The following is an 18923-nucleotide window of genomic DNA, read 5'->3' as shown; positions in this document are numbered from 1 at the left end:
ACTTACACTAACTTGATAATAATGGTTGTGATAGCAGCAATAGTTCCAACAAAACCAGATGCAATGGCTACGGGATACCAGAATATTTCACGATATAATTTAGTTGTTTCTGCCGCTGTCTTCTTGCTATCCAAACTGAGTTTAGAAAACTCAGCATTTATCCTTGAGGTTTCAGCACTGATTTTGGACGTTTCAGCCATAAGTTTTGCTATTTCTGCATGTATTTTTTCAGATTCCTGATTGTCCCATGTCTTGCTGGTCATTTACTGTCTCCTAAAGAGTCTTGTGTTAATTAATTTCCATTTGAAAATAAATAAATTGATTATATTAATTTTATTTGTTGATGTACCTCAATCATAATGATGATAAAAACAACATCCGCATGACTTTCTACTAAACGTTCTTTTATTAGGCAACAAACCCACAGGTACGCCATTCATAATAGATGTTCTCAGCGTGTTTCCTCTCGTTCGGCATACTGTGACCAACTGATGCGCAGTTATCGCCCGATCCATTACAATAGAAATGTAGGCACCATAGTATCAGGCAGTTACCTCTTGACCTGAAAAACATAACAAACACAACTGCATCGCGACATTAAGACAGTTTACATCGCCGCGTTGTTGGATCAACGACAGATCAGATTCATTGAAAGTGTAGTGCTGAATAAGTTCATCTTGGACTTCAAAATCCTAGGTCTGATAGATCTTTCAGAGGGTTTTACCGTTTCATGATGGTGTAAAAGTTCTCATGAGAACCAATGTTAAGCAAGACAACCTCTTGCGGTTTCCTTTTATCTGGCAAAAGTCGATATGCCAGTAAAGTTTCCTGTTTGTTGATTTTGAACTTGAAAACAAACACGCCGGCTAAATCGCCTTTTTTTTCTTTACCGATGGTAGGAGCAGCAGTAATCTCCATGACAACCTGATCGACCACTTTTTTATCGCGTGCAGGCATTTTTTTAACAACGCGATTAAACGTTGGTGTGCTAAGAATCTTCAACGACATCACACACCAATGTGGTATTCAGACAGTTGACCCGCATCTGCCTCAGCAGTAGCGAGTAGCGTGCTCTTGATAAATTGAACGGGTAGTTCTGGATTATCCTCAACCACCTTCCCGAGACGCGCCCAATATTCGATCTGTTTTGGAATGGACCGATGTTCAGCAACGGCGCGCGGCCTGGCCATATCTACTAGTTCATTGGATAATTTCAATGGGATTGCCATAGAGCCTCCTTGATGTTAATTGCATCAATATACAACAATATACTACCTTTTGTAACCCGTGAATAAAAATAGGTCATTTTTTCGCAACCCATTATCTGTTACTACTGGTCTTGTTCTGCATTTAAAGGCCAGGGGGAGATTTAGCTTATTAATTAACCTAATTTAGGTTGTAAAATGCTCAATTTTTGTATGTTAATTAAACTCTTGAGAAGACTTAGCTTATAAAATGCTTAAATACCAACCTTGTTGGTTATAAATAATACAAAGTGAAATCCCGCCCTGTTTAAAGACAATGAGCTAACATACCAACGCAAACGATAGTGGGTTGCACTCTTCTTTGTTTGTTCACTCGCTACCTCAATGAAGATACTTGTGCCTAATAGTAAAGCTTGTCAACTACCTCACCACGGTGCTCGTCGATAAAGTGAATCTGAATCACAGGGTTTGCGATAGGCGGCACTGTTAACAAAGTAATTTAAAGACCTTAAGACAAGCGATGGCGAAATAAAGAAAAAAGGTGATATCAAGCTTATCAAAGCATAAAGCGAGTCTTTTGTGTTCTTTTATTTTGCCGAAGAAACGTTCAATGGCATTACGTGTTTTATATTTTTCTTTATCTTTTGGCTGGATACCGGGATAAAGCGCGCGCTTGCAGCGAGGGATCACTATTCTGGCCTAATAAATTTGGACACTAAAGAAAGGAAAGACTTTCATATCAGTGCGTTGTCCTTCAGACAAACAGACACCCCTGAGATAATTGCCTGCAAGACCGACATGAATTTTGGTACTTATCCCTTTGCGCCCGCGCCCTATCGACTGAGGTCCTTTTTTTTTAAACTCCCTGAGCCGTGGCGGTGTACCAGCACTGTGGTGCTGTCTATCCAGACGTAATTAAGGCTGATTTTCTTTCTTTTCTGCAAGAGATAAAGCAAATGCCAGAATAGCCCATTTTCACTCCAGCGTTTAAAACGCGTGTAAATCGTATGCCAATGGCCATAAAAAGTAGGCACATCACGCCAAGGGATACCGGTTCTCAATACGTATAACACTGCCGAGAAAAAGTGATAATGGCTGATACCGGCGGGTCTGCCTGGCCGCTTATAATACTTAAGAATATGAGGCTCGATTTCTTTTATAAAATCGGATGCCTTGATCGGATAATGTCTGTTTTTCATCCTTAACAACCCCACAAAAAGTGGATCTTATCTCAATATTCACTTTGTTAACAGTGCCAGGTATCTACACATTTATTGTGATTAATGCTATTACTCTTTAGCATGCTCTCAACTTCTCTTTTGCCGGGCTCGATGCCCGGCTTGACCGCCATATCAGACGCGGGTTAAACGACATATGACACCTTCAGATCCTCTTGCCTGTGCGATTAAAGATGTCGCCAGCGCTCAGAAGACCACCTTTGCCACCACTCAGGCCGTCTGGCGATTTCTCAACAATGCCCGTATTACCTTCAGCCAGCTTAACGACCCGATTATTGCGTTCGCCCGTGAGGGCATTGCCTCAAGCCCACATTCATATGCTCTCGTGATTCATGACGGGTCGGGTTTACAGTTCCAGTCGCATCATAAAAAGCAGAACCGCCTGCAGATGAGCCACGGCAGGGACATAGGGTATGAGCTACAAAGTAGCCTGCTGGTTGATGCCGCCTCCGGCCTGCCGGTTGCTCCTCTGGCCCAGACGTTGACAGACAGTGCGGGTTGTCACTCAACGCTGAAAGACGACACATCTGCCCCGCAGACCCATATGGATGCCCTGACGACGGATATCACTCGGCTCGAAGCCCTGGATATCGGCAAGACGTTGGTTCACATTATTGACCGTGAAGGGGACTCCATCGCCTACATGTGGGAACTGAGTGTTCAGGGTCTACGCTGGCTTATCCGTGGTAAAGAAGGTCACCGGGTTCAATATAAGGGTGAAACTCAAAAACTCGGCGAAGTCGCTGATGGTCTGGAATTTACAGTGAGAGCGGAGGTTGACTATAAAGGGAGAAAAGCGGGTCTGGCGATTAGCGAGGCCCCTGTGATAATCACCCGGGTTGCCAGGCCAAAGCGTTCAGATAAGGAAACGGGCCGACGGATAAAAGCTCAGCCAGGGCACTCCCTGACTGTCAGATTGGTTGTGGCCCAGTTGAGTGATAATGAAGGCCGGGTGCTGGGACGCTGGACGTTGCTGACGAATGTGGAGGACAAGCTCTGCGGGGAAGAGGGGGCGCAGTGGTATTATTGGCGCTGGAGCATTGAGTCGTTTTTTAAGCTGATAAAAGGTGCAGGGCATAACGTGGAGGCCTGGCTTCAGCACAGTGCGGTGCTACGCAGATTGCTGATAGTGAGTATGGCGTGTGTGCTGGCGTGGCGATTGCAGCGCGCAGAAGGAGAAGAAAATGCGCGTGCCCGGCAGTGGATATGTCGGTTATCGGGGCGACAACAAAAGCGTAGCCGACGTGAAAGCACACCGTCGCTGTTGGCAGGGTTAGCGATATTATTAAACACGCTAAAGTTATTGTCAGAATACCCCAGAAGAACTGACCCGGCTGGCAGTAAGAGCCCTGTGCCAGTTCGAAGATGTGTAGATACCTATGTAAGGGGTTGGGACGCGTTCATTACATTTCTCTAACCTGATCGAAAATGCAATAGGCTTATTAAGCAACTCGTTTATTGCCAGTTTGAACTGAATAGGCGGGAAAACTCCAATCACGAATTACAATTCACTCTGTTGCGCTTGCCACAATGAAAATTCAGAGCGACTTAAACCGTAACGCACCAATACACCTTCGTGTAATCTGCGCAGCTCGGCTATCACCAGATATTCAACATTTTCACGATCCATTTCAGGCACCTGTTTTTCCAATGTACGACGAATGACCTTAAGAGGCTCTTGTCCTTGCTGGATAACCGTTTCTCTCACGGTTTGATTGATAATATTTCTATACATTAACCGTAAGGGTTCGGGTTCGGACAGATTCTGTTTGATGGCTAAATACTCCTGTGTGGAGCGTTCATAAGCCCAGATATACAGATCACGTAACAATTCAATGCGAGTCATTTCATAGACACCAATAACCGCACGACTGTATGCCTGTTCAGGTACATCAATGAAGGTCAGAGGGCACAAATTAGCGCGGATCATCGGCAAGTTAGTCACTAGACGTGAAGTACGTTTATTCACATCTGCGAAAGGTTGTAGGTAAGGCAGATGAACCATAACAAAAAATGATTGTTCAAACGGATCACTGATCTGATTTGCTTTATTTAGTATCCTGTCAAGTATCTCGCTGATTTGCGCCGGTACAGAAAGAGGGCGGTAAACACTCTTGCCAATATCAACAGCATGTTGACGTAACCGGCCTTCATCAGCAGGGTTAGGCAGCAAGTTTTCCGACAAAATACTGTGCAGATTGAGCAATGTATAACGGTTGAAGCGGATAGTCGCTGCATTATCGATTAACAACTCTATGGCTGCTTTGTGATTCAGGATCATCTGCGTTTCAATGGCCGCTTTACCTTGAGATACCATGCCTTGTTCGATCAATAGGCGGGTATCCAAGCGGGAATAGGTATTTCCTTCCAGATGACTCGATGCCCATGACAAATCGATCAATAAGCGGTTCAGGATCTCACGGCCATAAGTTCCGGCAGGGAGTTTAGCTTGTCCGGTATCCCCCATTTTTTTTAATTGACGACACAATGGCTCGGACAGGTAGCGTGTTTTATTGGGTTGGTAGCTTCCTAGAAAATCGCGCTGATAGCCTACTGGTGTGCGTATTGTGATGGGACGATCAACATAAGCAAGAATATCTACACTGTCCGCAGAAAGCGGAATGTGCTGAGGAAAGGTATCATCCGTGTTAGCTGCATCGGCTGACTTTATCGGAAAATAGCGCCGTGCACGTCCCTCACCAACGGCAATAATTTGTCCGGCTTCGGCCATTTTAGCAAGCCAGCGTTGGGCGGTGCGGCGTCTGATATTAGGATGGCTGGCCAGTACTTCAGCCAGCGTTAGCCCGGTAGATAACTGAATATTTTGCAAAAGATCAGAGAGGGATGACATAGTTACCTTTGGCGCGATTTAAGGGTACGAGTGGCGCGATTATGGCGCCATTTTTATAATCGCGCCACATAATTGGCGCGCATTATTTTGATGTCATTCCTCAGCTACCGGAAGGCTTTACGCCAAGCTGCATTAACTGTTCTTGTGGACAGAGTATATTTTGTTGTCTTTGTAGATAGCATGGATAGTCGATGCATTGGGCGACGTTTTCTTAACTCAGTTATCCACTGTCATCCTTTTGTATCGGTCGAAAAATAGCCCAATGAACACGCCCATCGGTATAAAAACAATGCCAATGCACCCAACATAATAAGCTTGGCAGATACCAGGATAAACGGTATGGATAGTCACACGACAAAATAAAGCGACGGGATCAGCATCAACATGACTCGCCAAGACAGCGTCTGAAACAAGCTGTTTATGATCATTGCCCACCCCCTTTATTTTTTTTCTGTATTTCCAGTGCCCGCTGAGTTAGCGCATCTTGACTTGCTACCCAAGGTAAACGTTGATTTTCAGTCGCGTTGTCATAATCTTTATCGAATTTTTGTTCTGCCTGCTGGTGAGCTGAACCACGGTCTTTTTGATCACTGTTTATACCCTCCTTAGCACTATTAATCTCCCTGTCAGCATGGGAAATATGCTGGTTTCCATCGCTCATCATCGAGTCGACTCTATTGGTGTTATCAGAGCGAATACTGGCAGCGTCAATCCGTGATTGAATGGCTGAGTTCCCCTGCTGCCAGGCATTTTCTCCAACCGATGTAACGGTGTTATTAACATCAGACATCCCTTCTCCCAACTGTGCGCGACTGTTGTTAAAGTGACCGTCGACGCGGGCACGTAACTTATCTTCCATAAATTGACCCGCAAGCTGCTCCCGCTCTGCTCTAACCATGGGGCTGGCTGTATCCGTTAGTATAGCCTCAGCGCGCTCAGGACTGTGTGACTGAACATAATTCACAAACTCCTGCGTATAATTGCTTTGAGTTTGAGCGCTGGTTGTCTGTGCTGCTGAGGCCATTTGGCTGTACTCGTGGTTGCGATTAAGGCTGGCGGTATAGTGTTGATACCGGCTATCAGCAACACTCAGGGTGGTACCTAACTGCTCAATCTGAGCGTTTGCCGTATTATCTGCATGACTCCCTGACTGTGAAGTACGGAAACTTTTTAGCATCTCCCTGCCCTGACGAAAATCATTGGCTTCTTGGCTGGACTGGTCAATCGAATGATCTTGTGAGCGTGTTGCTTTTTCATCAGTACTACGGGTAGATGCATTACTCGCGGTACCGCTTACGCCGCCACGAAATTCAACGCCAGCAGCAACCCCCGTCGCCAACCCCGCCACTTTTCCAAAAATATGCCTGTCTGAATTGATATCGACACGTCCCATAGCACTGCCTGAAAGCTCAGCCCTGCGGGACATATTATTTAACTCAGTAAAGGCTTGAGATTCGCTAATATTATTTTTCTCTGCATAGCGCTTGGCGGCTGACAGCATCTGATTAACCGCCTGGGTTTCTGATGTCCCTTGAGCACTGTCAATGCCCCGCGTTACCGTCGCGCTATTCCCCGTTTGCTGTGAAAATTGTTTAGCCTGGCTATAGGCGCTGTTACTGGTATGATTAAATCCAGCCAACGCGCTTTCAGCCTGGATCTGGCTTTCTCGCGCTAACCGTTGTGCCGTGCTGCTTTCTGTGCGACCAAAATTAATGTCCATTGGCAGCTTTGACAGGGCGGGAGTGGTGTTATATACCCTTTGTCCACTCCCTGTTTGCGTCACCAGCGCCCCACTGCCTACCTGGGAGGTCATCTGACCATGCGAAAAGGCACTATTGGTATCCCATTTGTTACCTTGAACATTGTCTGTTTGCAGGTTGTTCAGTGACCAGGTGCCATCCACGGCTTGAGATGATGATTGGGTTGCCGCACTTTGCATCGCCGAGCCCAAATAACTCCCCGCTTGCGAAACCGCACTTCCCAGTCCTTTGACAATACCGTAAGCCAGGAACGGGATAGACAGCGCCAACCAACCGGCGGTGGTGCCAATATCGGAATATTGTTGCTGAACCATCGAGAGGTTTGACAGCGTAATAGGCGTCCCTGTGGTACGAGTTTTTAGATAAAAATTCATTGCGTTATTCATAATGGCAAATAACAGCGGCCAACTTTGCAAATACGCCAGGGTAAACACGTATCCTTTGAGCACCTCCAACGATAATAGGCTGATTAATGCTAGCACCATGATAATCGGAAATAAACCTATCAGCACCCCCGTCAGCACCGTTTGCATAATGGGCAACTGCCGCATGGCAATGTTGGCCCCCGTTGCTTGTGACATACGCATTTTTGCATAAGAGGATTCGGTTGCGAGGTTCACCAAACTGGCCGTATCACCGCTACGAGCTGCATAACCGACAATCCCTTTACGCAACGCACTTAAGGTGACATTACGTTTCATCATCACACTAGTACTTTGGCTGTTACCATAGAAATAACGGTAACTGTCTCCCATTAATTCACCGAATAAAACGGTGGCGTTAGGGTACCCTCCCAGGATTTGGCGTACATAATAGTGCCGAGTTTTCCCACCGGTGCTGGTATCCCGCCCCAATGCATTTTGTAGTTGCACCGCTGCCCATTGGCAAGTCTGGAATTGACCATTATCATCAAATACGCCGCGTAATGGACTCGGTCTACTGAAAATCAAGCTGTAGGGATCTTCGCTGTTCATTAACTCATCCAGCTGGTATTTATGGTTCAGCAACATATCGCCGACTACACAATTTTGCACATAATCTGAGAACAATCCTGAAATCTGCGGGTGGGTTGACATAAAGTCAGTACTTTTCCCCATCAGATCGGCACCAAACAACATGCCGGTTTTACTGTAGGTCAGCGCATCCGGTTGATGGAATACCGTTTCGTATCCTTCGACCAAAGCATGACCCACGGTTGTGATCAATGAGGCAGGCAACACCAATCCGACAGGCACATTATCGACCTGATAGACCGTCATAGGACGCGAGCTATCGATAATCTGTACCGGTAATCTGATAGCAATCAGCACACCAGAGACCAGCGTATAAATGCCTACCCATTTGAGCAGCGTCATCATATCGTGCCCTTTAATGTAAGCCATTGCTGCCACTACAACCGATAAAATCGTCGCCATACTCAGCAGGGCTTGCCAGTTACTTGATGTGGTAAACGCGGCTATCGCATTGAGAGAATCACGAAACCAGGCACCACCGGTGAGGGTATAAATGACATTCATGTTAGTGGCCTCCGAACCGGTAGTTACTCTGGTAACGGTTAAGTAAACGGCTAGAAACCTGCTGACGCATATAACTCATCTGACGATCAACCACCATCAATGCATCCTGCTGGATCTGTACCCGAGATTGGAGCCGCGCCATATTCTGGCTGGCCTGGTGTAGGCTGGCTTGCAGTTGCTCTACCGCCGGCGCGGGGTAGTGATTGCTCCCCAACATAACCCGCGCCTGTTGTATCAACTCCTGCATGTACTGCATCAAAATGTCATAACCGATGTAGTCTGAAAGCTGATACAACAACGTATTGGCAACGCCCAGGGATTGCGGATCAACCAAGTATTTCAGTACGCGTACAGCAGTGGAAGCAATGAAGCCTTTTTCCTGTTGAGTCAGTGGGGTATCGGTGATGGCCTTGTTCTGAATGCTGCTTAACAGCTTTTTAACCTGCCCATTCATCGCCTGGTTTGGGCGGATTAAGACAGGGGTTAAGGTAGGATTTAAGCAGGCATCCGCGGTATCGCAAGTATAAATTTTTGCGCTACCGCCATTCATCATCGCTTTGATAATATCTTCGTTGGTGGTTAACGGCACCAGCGTTTTTATTTTCCCCTGACTGTCGAAAACCAGCGTACCGGTTAGACTCATGGCAAATTCTTTTAGCTCTTTGTTATTGTCGAACAAGCGGTTTTTACTTAACGACTGCCACATCAGATTTTTATTTTTCAACACTTGATCTTTCATCGAAGCACTCGCGCGATCAGTCACACGGTTATAACCACCGCCCAGTGTGCAACCTTGACGTGAGGCCGCCCAGTCAGCAAAAAGATTGCTCTCACCGGCGATGTCTTGGCAAACTTTTTGTTGTGATACCGCCGTGCGGGGCCATAGTCCACCCACAATCCCTTGCGCCGCCTGACAACTGGACATATTAGTACTATTCACATCTGAGGCGAGTTTCTGCAAAAAGTCCTTGGCTTGCTTCATTTCTGGCACGGTAGTTTGCAACGCCAGATCAAAAAAGTAACCGGCTGCATTACCCATGATTTGTTTGACAAAGCGTTGTAATTGTTCCCCATTGATATGGGAAAACGCGCCAAGATACGCATCGATGCCACCGCATCCGGCGTTGAGCGCAGGCACAGTAATAGAAACCATTTGCACCTGTTTAACGGCAGTGCGCAGGTAAAGAGAGCCGCCGCTGGCATAGCCCGCCGCCTGTCCTTGCCATACTTGCGGCATTGAGGTGTTGCTGGCAAAACCCAGTTGGTCAAAAAACGTATTTAGATCGCTATTAACATCAGCGTGCACGGTACAGTAGGTAGCCACAACCCATAAGGTTAGCCCTATCCCTACCTGCTTTAATGATTTCATTATTGCATGCCTTTATTTAACGCCATCTGAAAAACGGCATCCAAACGGGCAATCCATTTGGACTTATCTACCGCCCCTTGAATTAAAGGAAAGGTTTCCATCGTATTGACGTTCACTAAGAAGGTGGTGGGTGTCGCAATCGGCATGCCATGTTGAAAAAATTCAGCTATCACCGCGGGCGGGGCGGGCAAGGCATGGGGATAAGCCACATCACCTTGTCCATCCAGGTTGTACGGGAAAACAGATAAGCCTGATTCGGCTGACCACTTACGAAGCATCGGATCAAAATGCTGGCAATACATGCAAGCTGATTGCATAAATAACACCAGTTTCCAGTGATTCAGGTTAACCTGACGACCATTTGATAAACGGAACCAACGGGCTATCATAGGCTTCGTTTCCTCCCGGGTCGTCTGCATTTTTATAGCATCCAGCGCTGCAATGTCATCCCACGTCGACGCATGAACCACGCCGGTTAACAACAAAGCCAGCATCAGGAAACATTTCATTAGTATCCCTTCCTTAAAAGTTTGGCTTAAAACCCGTGGCAACCGCCAGAAATTGCCGCGCCAGCGCATCTTGAGTCATAAAGCCATATGCTAAGGGCTGATAATTTTGATCTTTAGGATCGACTAAAAACAGGGCGGGGAAATGGACGATCCCCATACGCTGACTGTGACCCTGGTCCTGACGGCTACGCGGCAATACCGGGTTAATCACGCCATCCACCGAAACGGGAATCAGTGCCAATCGGTTTTCCTGCACAAAGTTTTTTATCACCCTCGCCATCTGGCCATCAATGTCTTGCCTACCTCGATAAAAGAAAAACACACCATAGCGCAAGGCCAATGCCGAAATCGCTGTTTTTTCTTTTTCACGATCACCGACTAATTGGGCTTTCACTGTGCCGTTGTAGTGACTGTATTGCAGGTTGTAATCCAGATCGGGGTATTTCAGCATCGCTTGTTTCGCCATTTGACTGAACTCACCGGCTTTCGCTGTCCAAAAATTCTGCCAGGTCATGTAATGTCTAAAATTCTCCGGCGTCGGGTATAAAATCGCCGTGTCCAGAGCGGCTTGAGTGGCTTGCTGCAACCGCTTTTTTTGCTGAGAGGGCGTCAACATCGGGCGAATCGGCGCAGATTCAACATCATTGTCCTGTGTTTCGTTATACCAGTGCCACCCTTGCGGGGCATGCCTATCAGAATGTTGAATTTCAGCGATCTGTGCCAATAGAGGATAACTTAGCGTGCTCAGTACTAATGGCAGGATCAATATTTGACAGCGCATCATTTCCCTCCGGGGCTACGGCGGTTAATCTGATGCTGCATTTGTTGTTGAACCCGTTGCATGAGCTGGTTATCTTCGGGGATGTTTGAACCTTTTTGCAGATCCGCATAGAAATGACTGAAATCCAGATTATCGAAATGAATGCGTTGTAATTCATTGGCACTGATACCCCGGCAATCTGGCGATTTAGCCTCACCAAATCCGATACCTAACTGCCACTGGCGGCCTTGCTGCTGAACAATTTGCGCTAATTTAGAATCAAACAGGCAGTAACTGCGTTTTTTTTCCAGGCACACGCCAAGGACTTTTTGACTGCAATATTCACCGACATCCACGGTGAGTCTACGTGCTTTGGCCTGGCCTAATGCTTTTTCTTCACTGCTGCAACTGGCCAAGCCAAGATCATTGCCCCAGCCCGTATCCTGACAACAATTGTTAAAACCCACCGCAAACTTCTTGCACGATTGCGGTCTACCGGTAAACGCCCTGACATCTGTACTGTTTGAGGTGGCGGCATCTTTGCCTGCCGCGGCCACCGCCGCTAACTTTGCAACCGCTTGCTGAAACAGATTATTTTTAGCTGCCGCGGATTGAGCACAACGGCCATCCTGACAAAAAAACTGGCCGCCACACAGCATGCCTGTCCGCAAGGTTTTATGTTCACAGGAATAGGTCGCGTTTTCGTGCAGACAAAAGCCGTCAAGACGGTAATCACATTGACGCGTAGCAAGCGTGCAGGCTGGATTGTTAACATACTCAGCGCACGTCCCCTGTGTCGCAGTCTGAGTGATATAGCTATCGCGATAAGCCCAGCAGTCGCTGGAAAGAGTATAAGTCTTGCCTTCTTTGTGAAGAGTGCGATCACCCCTCTTCTCGATACACTCGGTTTTGCTTAACGCCCCCTCCAACTTGCTGAAGGGGCAGTGTTCTGACCAGGCAATACGGGGAGTAAAAACAAGATGATCCACTTTGATGGTGAGCATTATCGTCACCTTTACGGGGCGTACAAACCAACGCCAACCCCCACTGCGGTACCACGAGTGCACTGCCTCAAATGGCTTCCCCGCCTGCAACGCTGTCACTGTTGGCCAAAATGGTTGGTTAACGCTACCCCAAGTACGGTAAATAAATGATGTTCCCAGCAGATTTACTGTCAGTTCCGCGTTGCTGTACCAATTTTCATAGCGATACCCTGCCTCGATGATGTCTCCTGTCACATCAGGTGTGATAACAGTATGAGTATTTTCATCTTTATGGTAGAAAGGGAGGTTTTCAAGGTTATATGAGCGGGTAACCACCTTAACACGGTTTGTCCACTCCCCCGTGAGGGTGGCTTTCCGGCTACAGGTCTGCTCAACCCGTGTATCTCTGTTACAAACATGCTGGGTGAATTCGGTGTGAGAAACGCGTTGCATCTGACAACCGTCAAAACGCCCGTCTGTCACTTGCTCAGCGGTATTTTGTGCCTCTCTACCTACAGAGATAAAAGGCGCCTCCATTGAGAGCTTTTCTTTTGGATTATTAAGCAGAGAGGCGGTAATCGCTTTGCCAACCTCCGATCCCGTTAAAGCGGCATTACCTTGTTCAACGAGATCCGCACGTGGTGCCGTCACACCGCCGTAATGGTTTTTTTCCGGCGTCTCTGCGTTGTAATGGAGTAACACCTCATTGGGCTTAAAGGCTTGCATGGCGGCGGTGCCTTGATTTTGTATCTGTCTAGCATAGTCTGCCCCTCTGTTATATTGATCATTGGCCTGACTATTGACGGCAAATACCCAGCAAATCATCGTAATCCCCCTATGCCATCCTGTTCTGCTGCTTTTTTTCATCGATCAGCCGCCGTTTTTAACAAAGCCTGTGCGGTTTGGGCGCATTGACCCGATTCAGCCACCTTTTTTAGCGCTGCGGTTAGGCGAATATTGCCTGCTACACGATCAAAATGTCCCTGACAGGTAACAACCAGTGCTGGTACGGCGGTGATACCGTAGGTGCGAAATGAAACAGGATCGATCTGGACACCCCCACGCTTTCCTTCCTTTACCAGTGATAACACCGCATTGGCTGTTTGACGCAGGTCGTTATTCACCAACCCTCTGAGCGTAACCGGAATAGGGTATTGATCAGCGTCATGCACCATCTGTTTTAACCCCTCGATTGGGATGGAAAACGACACGAAATACAGCGCTTTTGCTACCGGCTTAATCTCACCAGACCCTTGCTGCTGTTGGCGTTGCTGCATAGCGTCAATAAATGGTTGGTCTTGCGCCTGCATCAGGATGGTAAGCTTTTGCAAAAAATCGAAATCCTCTATAGATCTCCCTGTTTCGCTCTGTTTCAGTTGCTCTTCTAGGAATTGCTGTGTACTCGCGCCATCCGTCGCCATCACCTGACTCGCCAGTAAGATACTCATGAGAAAAATCATCATCCCTTGCATAACCTGCCTCACAAAAATACACAGTTACGTTTACGCCACAGGAGATAGCCAAAATTTTTGCGATCATGTGGCAGGTTATGTCCGCTTTGCCACTTCATTACTGTGCGGCCAAACGGATGGCACTGCGCAACATCCGGGTACTTGTTTACCATTTGATAGCGCCAACGCGCTTTCGGCATGATGGGGGAGGGGTATTCAAAACAGACAGCGTGATCAGCACCAATACTGTTCATCATCAGTCCTTGGCGATGTAATTTGAATGCCATCCGCTCAGATAGCAGCACAGAGGATTGCAGGGGGCTAAATTCGTTAGAGGTGTAACCCGTGAACGGGTAGAGACTACCGTGACTGCCCGCACACCAGAAAAGGGCATCAATCGGTTTGCCAACTGCGCTCGCCATGGCATCAGCGGCACAGGCGCCTTGCGCGATCAGATTATTAAACAACATCGCTTCCGGATGAATAACCAGGGAGAGTGCGCTATCATTCCACATCGGATCCAGTTCACTCAGATAGCCAATATCCATATCACCCCCTTGCAAACACCCTGCCGAGGTGATGATGTTCAGCCAATAGGTCAGCGGATATTTATACCAATGCACATGGTAGAAAGCCCCTGCTGCCGGTTTATCGCTCTGACCCGCGGTTCCTGTCCCCACTTTACCAATATCTAAGCTAAAACCGCCCAGATTAACCATGCAATAAGGCGAGCGCGTGACGTCTGTCAACGCCATGGGCTCCCAATAACCGATGGCCAATCCAACCCGATACAGCCCGCCAACCGGACAAAGCTGGATAGGGCTGGAGGGATTCGCTGTGTCAGGCGCAATACCCGAGGTCACCGCAATACTGCCAATCGAAATCGGAAAAAGGCATTGCCAGCAAATATCAGTGATCGGGTTAACAAATCTTCCCTCACATTCTGCGGCGGTCGCATTGACTCTGCCGGTGAACACCATCAGTACCGTCAAAAACGTTAACGTCAACAAAATACTACGCATCATGGCGGCTTCTTGATGGCAAAGGTCTCTACGCGCAAACGTTTGCCCTCTTTTGACGCCGTCACACGTGCAGGTACCGCAGTAAGCGCAAATTTGCGGCTCATTAGCCCTTGTTGGTCAAAGTAAATACGGGTATCGAGTGCCAAAGTGCTTGCTCTAATATCTCCTTTCACCAGGATCACTTTATGCACTGGGGTGGCGGGTTTTTGCTGTTTCAGCCAAGCCATTTGGCGCGGATCGTCCGCATCGATAAAATAAAGGGTTTGCACAAAGGGCACGAATTCCAGCGGGTTATGCCGCTCACCTGTGTGGGCAAAAATGCGACCTTGATGGTCAGCCATATCCTGGCTGACAACAAAAGAGGGATCGACATAATGCGTGCTGTCTTCTTGCGCTACTGTCAGCCCCGTTACCGGTGCAGGTCGCAGGCTATTTTTAATCACGCGCTGTTTAAAGGCCGCCTGCTGTTTGGCCAATTCACCACTCTGCTCCATGTCGTGCAGACGGTTATAAATGGTCATCAGCATGTCAGGCTCCGTTATCGGATATAAATCTCCCCAGGTACCCAGATCAGCAGCTTTAACAAGGGTTGAATAAACCAGAATGATGGTCAGCCATAACCGCTTCATTTGTTACTGCCTGACCGCATACGGCGGGCAATATCTTGCTGAATCGTGGTGGTAATATCATGTGCGCCACTGACCACAGCAGGCGTCACTAAAATGATCGCTTGCTGCGTTTTTTGATATTCCGCCAGGCTCGCGTTCAGTGCATGAGTAAAACGGTCCACCAATGGGTCCGTTTGCGCCGGTGACAAGCGTGTTTTAGCACTTTGATCCATAAAGCTGTCGACTGTCTCTTTCATATCAAAGGTCACAATGACCGGCGATTGCCACTGGATCAGCAACAACGCAACCGCGGCATTCAGTGCCATCATGCCAGCGATCACGATAGATACCGGCTTGACACAACGACGACGACGTTTGCTCCATTTTTTATCTACTTTTTTAGGGATTATCACTTTAACCTGAGTTACGCTATTGTTGGCCATAATTCCAGCGCCTCCATTTCCTCAGGGAAGTTACGTTGTGCCAAGGCATAAACAGCGGCGTGGATATCCACCCCTTTGCGGCGTTGATCACGGATAAATTCAAAATCACGCCCATTCGAGCTGAACATGGCACGACTGAGGGGATCGACAAACAGCCGGTGAAATGAACGGCTATCATTAATGCGCAGCATAAAAGCGCTAAACCATTGCGCTTTTGCATCACCAAATCGACTGATGACTAAACGTTCCAGTTCACTAAACTGATCCGGTCGACTTTGGTTATAGGCTTTGAATTCGGCCGTATCTTGTTTAAGCACCAACTTAAAAGCAGAATTACCCCACGCTGCTTTAGCTGCCGTCGACGCATCATCGGCATCAAAATCCTTGATGTTCTGGCTGATAGTGATAAATGAACCCAGGTGGCGACGCACGGTACGGTAACCCGTTTCGATAAAAGCGCCGACTTTGGCATTTTTGAAGTTCAGCAGTTTCCAACCTTCATCAATGGTGCAACATTTTTTCTGATCGCGCGGGCTGTGATACATTTTGTCTTCAATATAAATGATCAGCGAGAACATCACCGCCGCCAGCAACGCCGGCTTATCCTGCAAGCCGCCCAATTCCAGCACTACCATCCTGGCATCATCGCTCAGAGAAGGCTGATCACTGTTAAAATAATCGCCGTAAATACCCTGTGCGCTGTACTTTTCCAACAATTCGATAATTTCGTCCATACGTCCGGTAATACGCTCGGCATTGACGTAATGGGGCGCATTGCGGGCGGTTTTCAGGTAATCCACCACATCATCAATACGGGCTGCCTTTTGCTTTTTTTTCCAGGCACGTATCACGGCTTTTAACAATAAATCTTCATGCACTTCATCTAGCGTACCATTCGGGCTGGCTAACACCGCCAACTGATCACGAATACGTTCACCCGATGCATTGATATTACTAATATTGGCAAAGGGATTAAATTTAAGCGATTGTCCATCCAGGTACACACCACCGACATTTTCACAAAATGATTTGTAACCGTCCCCCATATCAAATACCCATACGATGCCACCGGAATCCAGTACGCTACGTAAAATAGGCTGTACCAGACCGGTTTTGCCTGCCCCAGAGGTCCCTGTCACTGCCATGTTATAATTGGTGTTTCCGAGTCTTTCACCGTAGATATCGAGGAAGGCCAGTTGATTGCGATAAGACGGTGCCAGCAGGCCACGAGAGCACAAACGGTTATCCGCCACGATGGGCAAAAGATTGACCACCTGAGTACTTTCAGCACGACAGGTGGCGCCGCTGGCTTTAATGTCTTGCCATAGCCCTTCTCCTGCCACAAAAGGGAACATCGCCAGGTAATTACGCATCTGCATATAGCGCGGTGAATACAGACGTAATCCATTTTTTTTAAAGGTATTAATAACCTGTTGTTCACAAATCAAGGCAGCTTCATCCTCATCGGGGCAGAAGGTCGTGATATTGAAAAAATACCGCACCACGCAAGATTGATTACGGTTTAACCGTTCACGCAACTCTCCCCACTCTTTGGCTTGTCTGCCCACACTGGGAAATAATTTGGCATAGGGGGAATTTGCCTTTTTATCCAGATCGATAAATTTACGCGTGGCTTCATTTTGCGTGTTAACCTGATCTTCTGCTTCCAGGATAAAGGTCATGACAAAGGGACTGGCAATACTCAAGTCAGGGCTGAGCAAATTGCTGATATTGTCGCCGCCTTGCCACAGGAAAAATAAATCAGGGTTGCTCTCCAGCATGAAATTCATGACCCGTGCACAAGATTTTCTCCCTGTGGGTTTATTCAGGGTTAATGACAGATGATCCGGCTTGACGACGATATCGAGACTGCTGTCTACACACTGGCGATTAAGATCATCATAAGTGCTGACATTGATCGGATCCGTGTAAAGCGCATCGGGACGATGATTGACCATCTGGCTAATAATGTTGACAAAATCAGTCTGTGATACGGATTGCGTGCCAATCTTTGCTGAATCCAACGAGGCCCGGATCACTTTCAGCAAGTGGGTCAACGCCATGAGGGTGGCACTGTCTCGTTTTTTCGTTTTTTGGCAATAAGAGAGGTAAAGGCGGTAATCCCGCAGCGTCAGCGGTAAGTGGGTGGGGCTGCTAAAGTGCTGCTGGGCGGCACGGTGATAAAATGCTTGAGTAATACGGTTAAAATGTTCCGCTTGCGTGCCTTGCCAACGGAAATCAGCAATACCGGCGTCAATTTGCTCACCAATGACCTTGCTGGAGACGAAATGGAAGGCAATAGGTGTATGACGCGGTAACTTGCTTTTGACCAAGTCATCCAATACCTGAATGATGTGTTCATTGGCCCCCATCAGCGGCACCGCTTGCAGCATAAAACCGATAGAGGCGTTATTCATATACAAGCCACTCTCCGCGTCGTAGTCACGGTAAGGCAGCAGGCTGCTTAGCTGTGGGTAGTCCATTTCAGCTAAGGTTTTATTGGCCTGCGTTGCACCGTCCGGCGTGTTAAATGCCTGTACCAAACGCTTCACCGTATCGAGTAAAGGTTCCATCCTCTGATCCCTTTAATCCATGGCCTGTGGTAACTGCCAGTGAGCAGAGCCGACGACAAACGAAATCTTGCCCGGTTGGTGCAATGCTCCCTCTGCGTCGATCCACGGGGCAATCCAGAGGTGCGCTATCTTCTCTGTGGTACGTTGGGCACGCATTTTTTTCTTGAGATGACAGCGATGTGCTGGACACTGTGGTGCGGCTAAAAGGGGGGAGGCTGTCATTGGAGGTAATACCGTAGCGGTTAACATCTCCGTTTGTTGACGCGATGGTAATACAGCAGGTGCCGCATCAGAAGCCGATGGTGACAGGTTAACCAGGCCAGGCAGGCTGGCCACCGCTTGTTTTCCCTTGCTGGTTTTTTCCTGCTGACGTGCTTTTTGATTGGCTTGCTCCATCGTCATACAACGATCGCGCGTGGTGGCATCACACTCAAAATCACCACTGACCCCCGCACAGCCTGTCAGTAGCAAAATACTGCCCCCCACAGCGAGTAAAAAAAAATGCTTCATGCGTGCTCCTTATTGCCCTGCCGGCGGGATTAAATCGCCCACTTTTAATGTATTTAGTGAGTTAATCATGTTATAGCAGGGGCTATATAAATTGATTGTAGTAATTCACATTAATATATTGATA

The 18923-nt window shown here is 47.6% G+C and carries 19 protein-coding genes and 1 pseudogene; 1 reads left to right on the top strand and 19 read right to left on the bottom strand.

Annotated features, from left to right (window positions below; genetic code table 11):
• Positions 1–2 precede the first annotated feature (2 nt).
• The 6 genes and pseudogenes from AAHH42_RS00555 to AAHH42_RS00530 form a co-directional block, all read right to left on the bottom strand.
• Entirely contained in the window at positions 3–263 is a 261-nt protein-coding gene (locus tag AAHH42_RS00555; protein ID WP_119797653.1) for a hypothetical protein, read from the bottom strand.
• A gap of 297 nt (positions 264–560) precedes the next feature.
• Positions 561–686: pseudogene (locus tag AAHH42_RS14685) on the bottom strand (DUF4158 domain-containing protein); the annotation flags it as partial.
• 34 nt (positions 687–720) lie between these two features.
• Positions 721–957, bottom strand: coding sequence for a type II toxin-antitoxin system RelE/ParE family toxin (locus AAHH42_RS00545; RefSeq protein ID WP_240313776.1), 237 nt, complete (start codon positions 955–957; stop codon positions 721–723).
• Positions 958–1007: 50 nt separating this feature from the next.
• Positions 1008–1229 (bottom strand): TA system antitoxin ParD family protein, encoded by a 222-nt coding sequence (locus tag AAHH42_RS00540; RefSeq protein ID WP_006707195.1) that lies wholly within the window; start codon positions 1227–1229, stop codon positions 1008–1010.
• 462 nt (positions 1230–1691) lie between these two features.
• On the bottom strand, positions 1692–1895 hold the full coding sequence (locus tag AAHH42_RS00535; protein ID WP_162860079.1) for a transposase: 204 nt from the start codon (positions 1893–1895) through the stop codon (positions 1692–1694).
• 143 nt (positions 1896–2038) lie between these two features.
• Positions 2039–2404, bottom strand: a complete 366-nt coding sequence (locus AAHH42_RS00530) for a transposase (protein WP_119797656.1) — start codon at positions 2402–2404, stop codon at positions 2039–2041.
• A gap of 175 nt (positions 2405–2579) precedes the next feature.
• Between AAHH42_RS00530 and AAHH42_RS00525 the strand changes: the two genes are divergently transcribed.
• Positions 2580–3860, top strand: a complete 1281-nt coding sequence (locus AAHH42_RS00525) for a transposase (protein WP_342221484.1) — start codon at positions 2580–2582, stop codon at positions 3858–3860.
• Between the two features lie 84 nt (positions 3861–3944).
• On the opposite strand, the gene AAHH42_RS00520 is transcribed toward AAHH42_RS00525, so the two are convergent.
• The 13 genes from AAHH42_RS00520 to traV all read right to left on the bottom strand — a co-directional run bounded on the left by AAHH42_RS00520 (position 3945) and on the right by traV (position 18799).
• Entirely contained in the window at positions 3945–5294 is a 1350-nt protein-coding gene (locus AAHH42_RS00520; RefSeq protein WP_342221483.1) for a Fic family protein, read from the bottom strand.
• Between the two features lie 216 nt (positions 5295–5510).
• Positions 5511–5729: a hypothetical protein gene (locus AAHH42_RS00515; RefSeq protein ID WP_119963673.1), complete on the bottom strand. Its 219-nt coding sequence runs from the start codon at positions 5727–5729 to the stop codon at positions 5511–5513.
• Positions 5719–8571, bottom strand: coding sequence for a conjugal transfer mating-pair stabilization protein TraG (gene traG, locus AAHH42_RS00510; protein WP_342221482.1), 2853 nt, complete (start codon positions 8569–8571; stop codon positions 5719–5721). Before traG ends, AAHH42_RS00515 begins: the two co-directional genes overlap by 11 nt.
• Position 8572: 1 nt before the next feature.
• Positions 8573–9940 carry a conjugal transfer pilus assembly protein TraH gene (gene traH, locus AAHH42_RS00505; protein WP_342221481.1) on the bottom strand — a complete coding sequence of 456 codons (1368 nt, stop codon included), beginning with the start codon at positions 9938–9940 and terminating at the stop codon, positions 8573–8575.
• Positions 9940–10449, bottom strand: a complete 510-nt coding sequence (gene trbB / locus AAHH42_RS00500) for a type-F conjugative transfer system pilin assembly thiol-disulfide isomerase TrbB (protein ID WP_119963669.1) — start codon at positions 10447–10449, stop codon at positions 9940–9942. Before trbB ends, traH begins: the two co-directional genes overlap by 1 nt.
• Before the next feature lie 13 nt (positions 10450–10462).
• Positions 10463–11230: a type-F conjugative transfer system pilin assembly protein TraF gene (traF, locus tag AAHH42_RS00495; protein WP_119963667.1), complete on the bottom strand. Its 768-nt coding sequence runs from the start codon at positions 11228–11230 to the stop codon at positions 10463–10465.
• Entirely contained in the window at positions 11230–13059 is a 1830-nt protein-coding gene (gene traN, locus AAHH42_RS00490; protein WP_342221480.1) for a type-F conjugative transfer system mating-pair stabilization protein TraN, read from the bottom strand. Before traN ends, traF begins: the two co-directional genes overlap by 1 nt.
• Positions 13056–13640 (bottom strand): type-F conjugative transfer system pilin assembly protein TrbC, encoded by a 585-nt coding sequence (trbC, locus tag AAHH42_RS00485; protein WP_342221479.1) that lies wholly within the window; start codon positions 13638–13640, stop codon positions 13056–13058. The genes traN and trbC overlap by 4 nt, the downstream gene beginning before the upstream one ends.
• 32 nt (positions 13641–13672) lie before the next feature.
• Entirely contained in the window at positions 13673–14623 is a 951-nt protein-coding gene (gene traU, locus AAHH42_RS00480) for a conjugal transfer pilus assembly protein TraU (protein ID WP_342222092.1), read from the bottom strand.
• A gap of 41 nt (positions 14624–14664) precedes the next feature.
• Positions 14665–15294: a type-F conjugative transfer system protein TraW gene (gene traW, locus AAHH42_RS00475; RefSeq protein ID WP_119797663.1), complete on the bottom strand. Its 630-nt coding sequence runs from the start codon at positions 15292–15294 to the stop codon at positions 14665–14667.
• On the bottom strand, positions 15291–15716 hold the full coding sequence (gene trbI, locus AAHH42_RS00470) for a type-F conjugative transfer system protein TrbI (RefSeq protein ID WP_342221478.1): 426 nt from the start codon (positions 15714–15716) through the stop codon (positions 15291–15293). Before trbI ends, traW begins: the two co-directional genes overlap by 4 nt.
• Positions 15698–18289 carry a type IV secretion system protein TraC gene (traC, locus tag AAHH42_RS00465; RefSeq protein ID WP_342221477.1) on the bottom strand — a complete coding sequence of 864 codons (2592 nt, stop codon included), beginning with the start codon at positions 18287–18289 and terminating at the stop codon, positions 15698–15700. Before traC ends, trbI begins: the two co-directional genes overlap by 19 nt.
• A 12-nt stretch (positions 18290–18301) precedes the next feature.
• Positions 18302–18799 (bottom strand): type IV conjugative transfer system lipoprotein TraV, encoded by a 498-nt coding sequence (traV, locus tag AAHH42_RS00460; RefSeq protein WP_342221476.1) that lies wholly within the window; start codon positions 18797–18799, stop codon positions 18302–18304.
• Positions 18800–18923: the final 124 nt, after the last annotated feature.

Source organism: Candidatus Fukatsuia endosymbiont of Tuberolachnus salignus (assembly GCF_964030845.1).
GTDB classification, from domain to species: Bacteria; Pseudomonadota; Gammaproteobacteria; order Enterobacterales; family Enterobacteriaceae; genus Fukatsuia; species Fukatsuia symbiotica.
The sequence above is the reverse complement of the archived record's forward strand: the minus strand, read 5'-3'. Positions and strand labels throughout refer to the sequence as shown.

Excerpts from the sequence above, each read along its gene's own strand:
- traH (WP_342221481.1), bottom strand. The coding sequence starts at position 9,940 with ATGAAATCATTAAAGCAGGTAGGGATAGGGCTAACCTTATGGGTTGTG.
- AAHH42_RS00545 (WP_240313776.1), bottom strand. The coding sequence starts at position 957 with ATGCCTGCACGCGATAAAAAAGTGGTCGATCAGGTTGTCATGGAGATT.
- traC (WP_342221477.1), bottom strand. The coding sequence starts at position 18,289 with ATGGAACCTTTACTCGATACGGTGAAGCGTTTGGTACAGGCATTTAAC.
- traU (WP_342222092.1), bottom strand. The coding sequence starts at position 14,623 with ATGGTGTTCACCGGCAGAGTCAATGCGACCGCCGCAGAATGTGAGGGA.
- trbC (WP_342221479.1), bottom strand. The coding sequence starts at position 13,640 with ATGAGTATCTTACTGGCGAGTCAGGTGATGGCGACGGATGGCGCGAGT.
- AAHH42_RS00525 (WP_342221484.1), top strand. The coding sequence starts at position 2,580 with ATGACACCTTCAGATCCTCTTGCCTGTGCGATTAAAGATGTCGCCAGC.
- traN (WP_342221480.1), bottom strand. The coding sequence starts at position 13,059 with ATGAAAAAAAGCAGCAGAACAGGATGGCATAGGGGGATTACGATGATT.
- AAHH42_RS00555 (WP_119797653.1), bottom strand. The coding sequence starts at position 263 with ATGACCAGCAAGACATGGGACAATCAGGAATCTGAAAAAATACATGCA.
- AAHH42_RS00520 (WP_342221483.1), bottom strand. The coding sequence starts at position 5,294 with ATGTCATCCCTCTCTGATCTTTTGCAAAATATTCAGTTATCTACCGGG.
- traW (WP_119797663.1), bottom strand. The coding sequence starts at position 15,294 with ATGAAGCGGTTATGGCTGACCATCATTCTGGTTTATTCAACCCTTGTT.
- traV (WP_342221476.1), bottom strand. The coding sequence starts at position 18,799 with ATGAAGCATTTTTTTTTACTCGCTGTGGGGGGCAGTATTTTGCTACTG.
- AAHH42_RS00540 (WP_006707195.1), bottom strand. The coding sequence starts at position 1,229 with ATGGCAATCCCATTGAAATTATCCAATGAACTAGTAGATATGGCCAGG.
- AAHH42_RS00530 (WP_119797656.1), bottom strand. The coding sequence starts at position 2,404 with ATGAAAAACAGACATTATCCGATCAAGGCATCCGATTTTATAAAAGAA.
- traF (WP_119963667.1), bottom strand. The coding sequence starts at position 11,230 with ATGCGCTGTCAAATATTGATCCTGCCATTAGTACTGAGCACGCTAAGT.
- traG (WP_342221482.1), bottom strand. The coding sequence starts at position 8,571 with ATGAATGTCATTTATACCCTCACCGGTGGTGCCTGGTTTCGTGATTCT.
- trbB (WP_119963669.1), bottom strand. The coding sequence starts at position 10,449 with ATGAAATGTTTCCTGATGCTGGCTTTGTTGTTAACCGGCGTGGTTCAT.
- trbI (WP_342221478.1), bottom strand. The coding sequence starts at position 15,716 with ATGGCCAACAATAGCGTAACTCAGGTTAAAGTGATAATCCCTAAAAAA.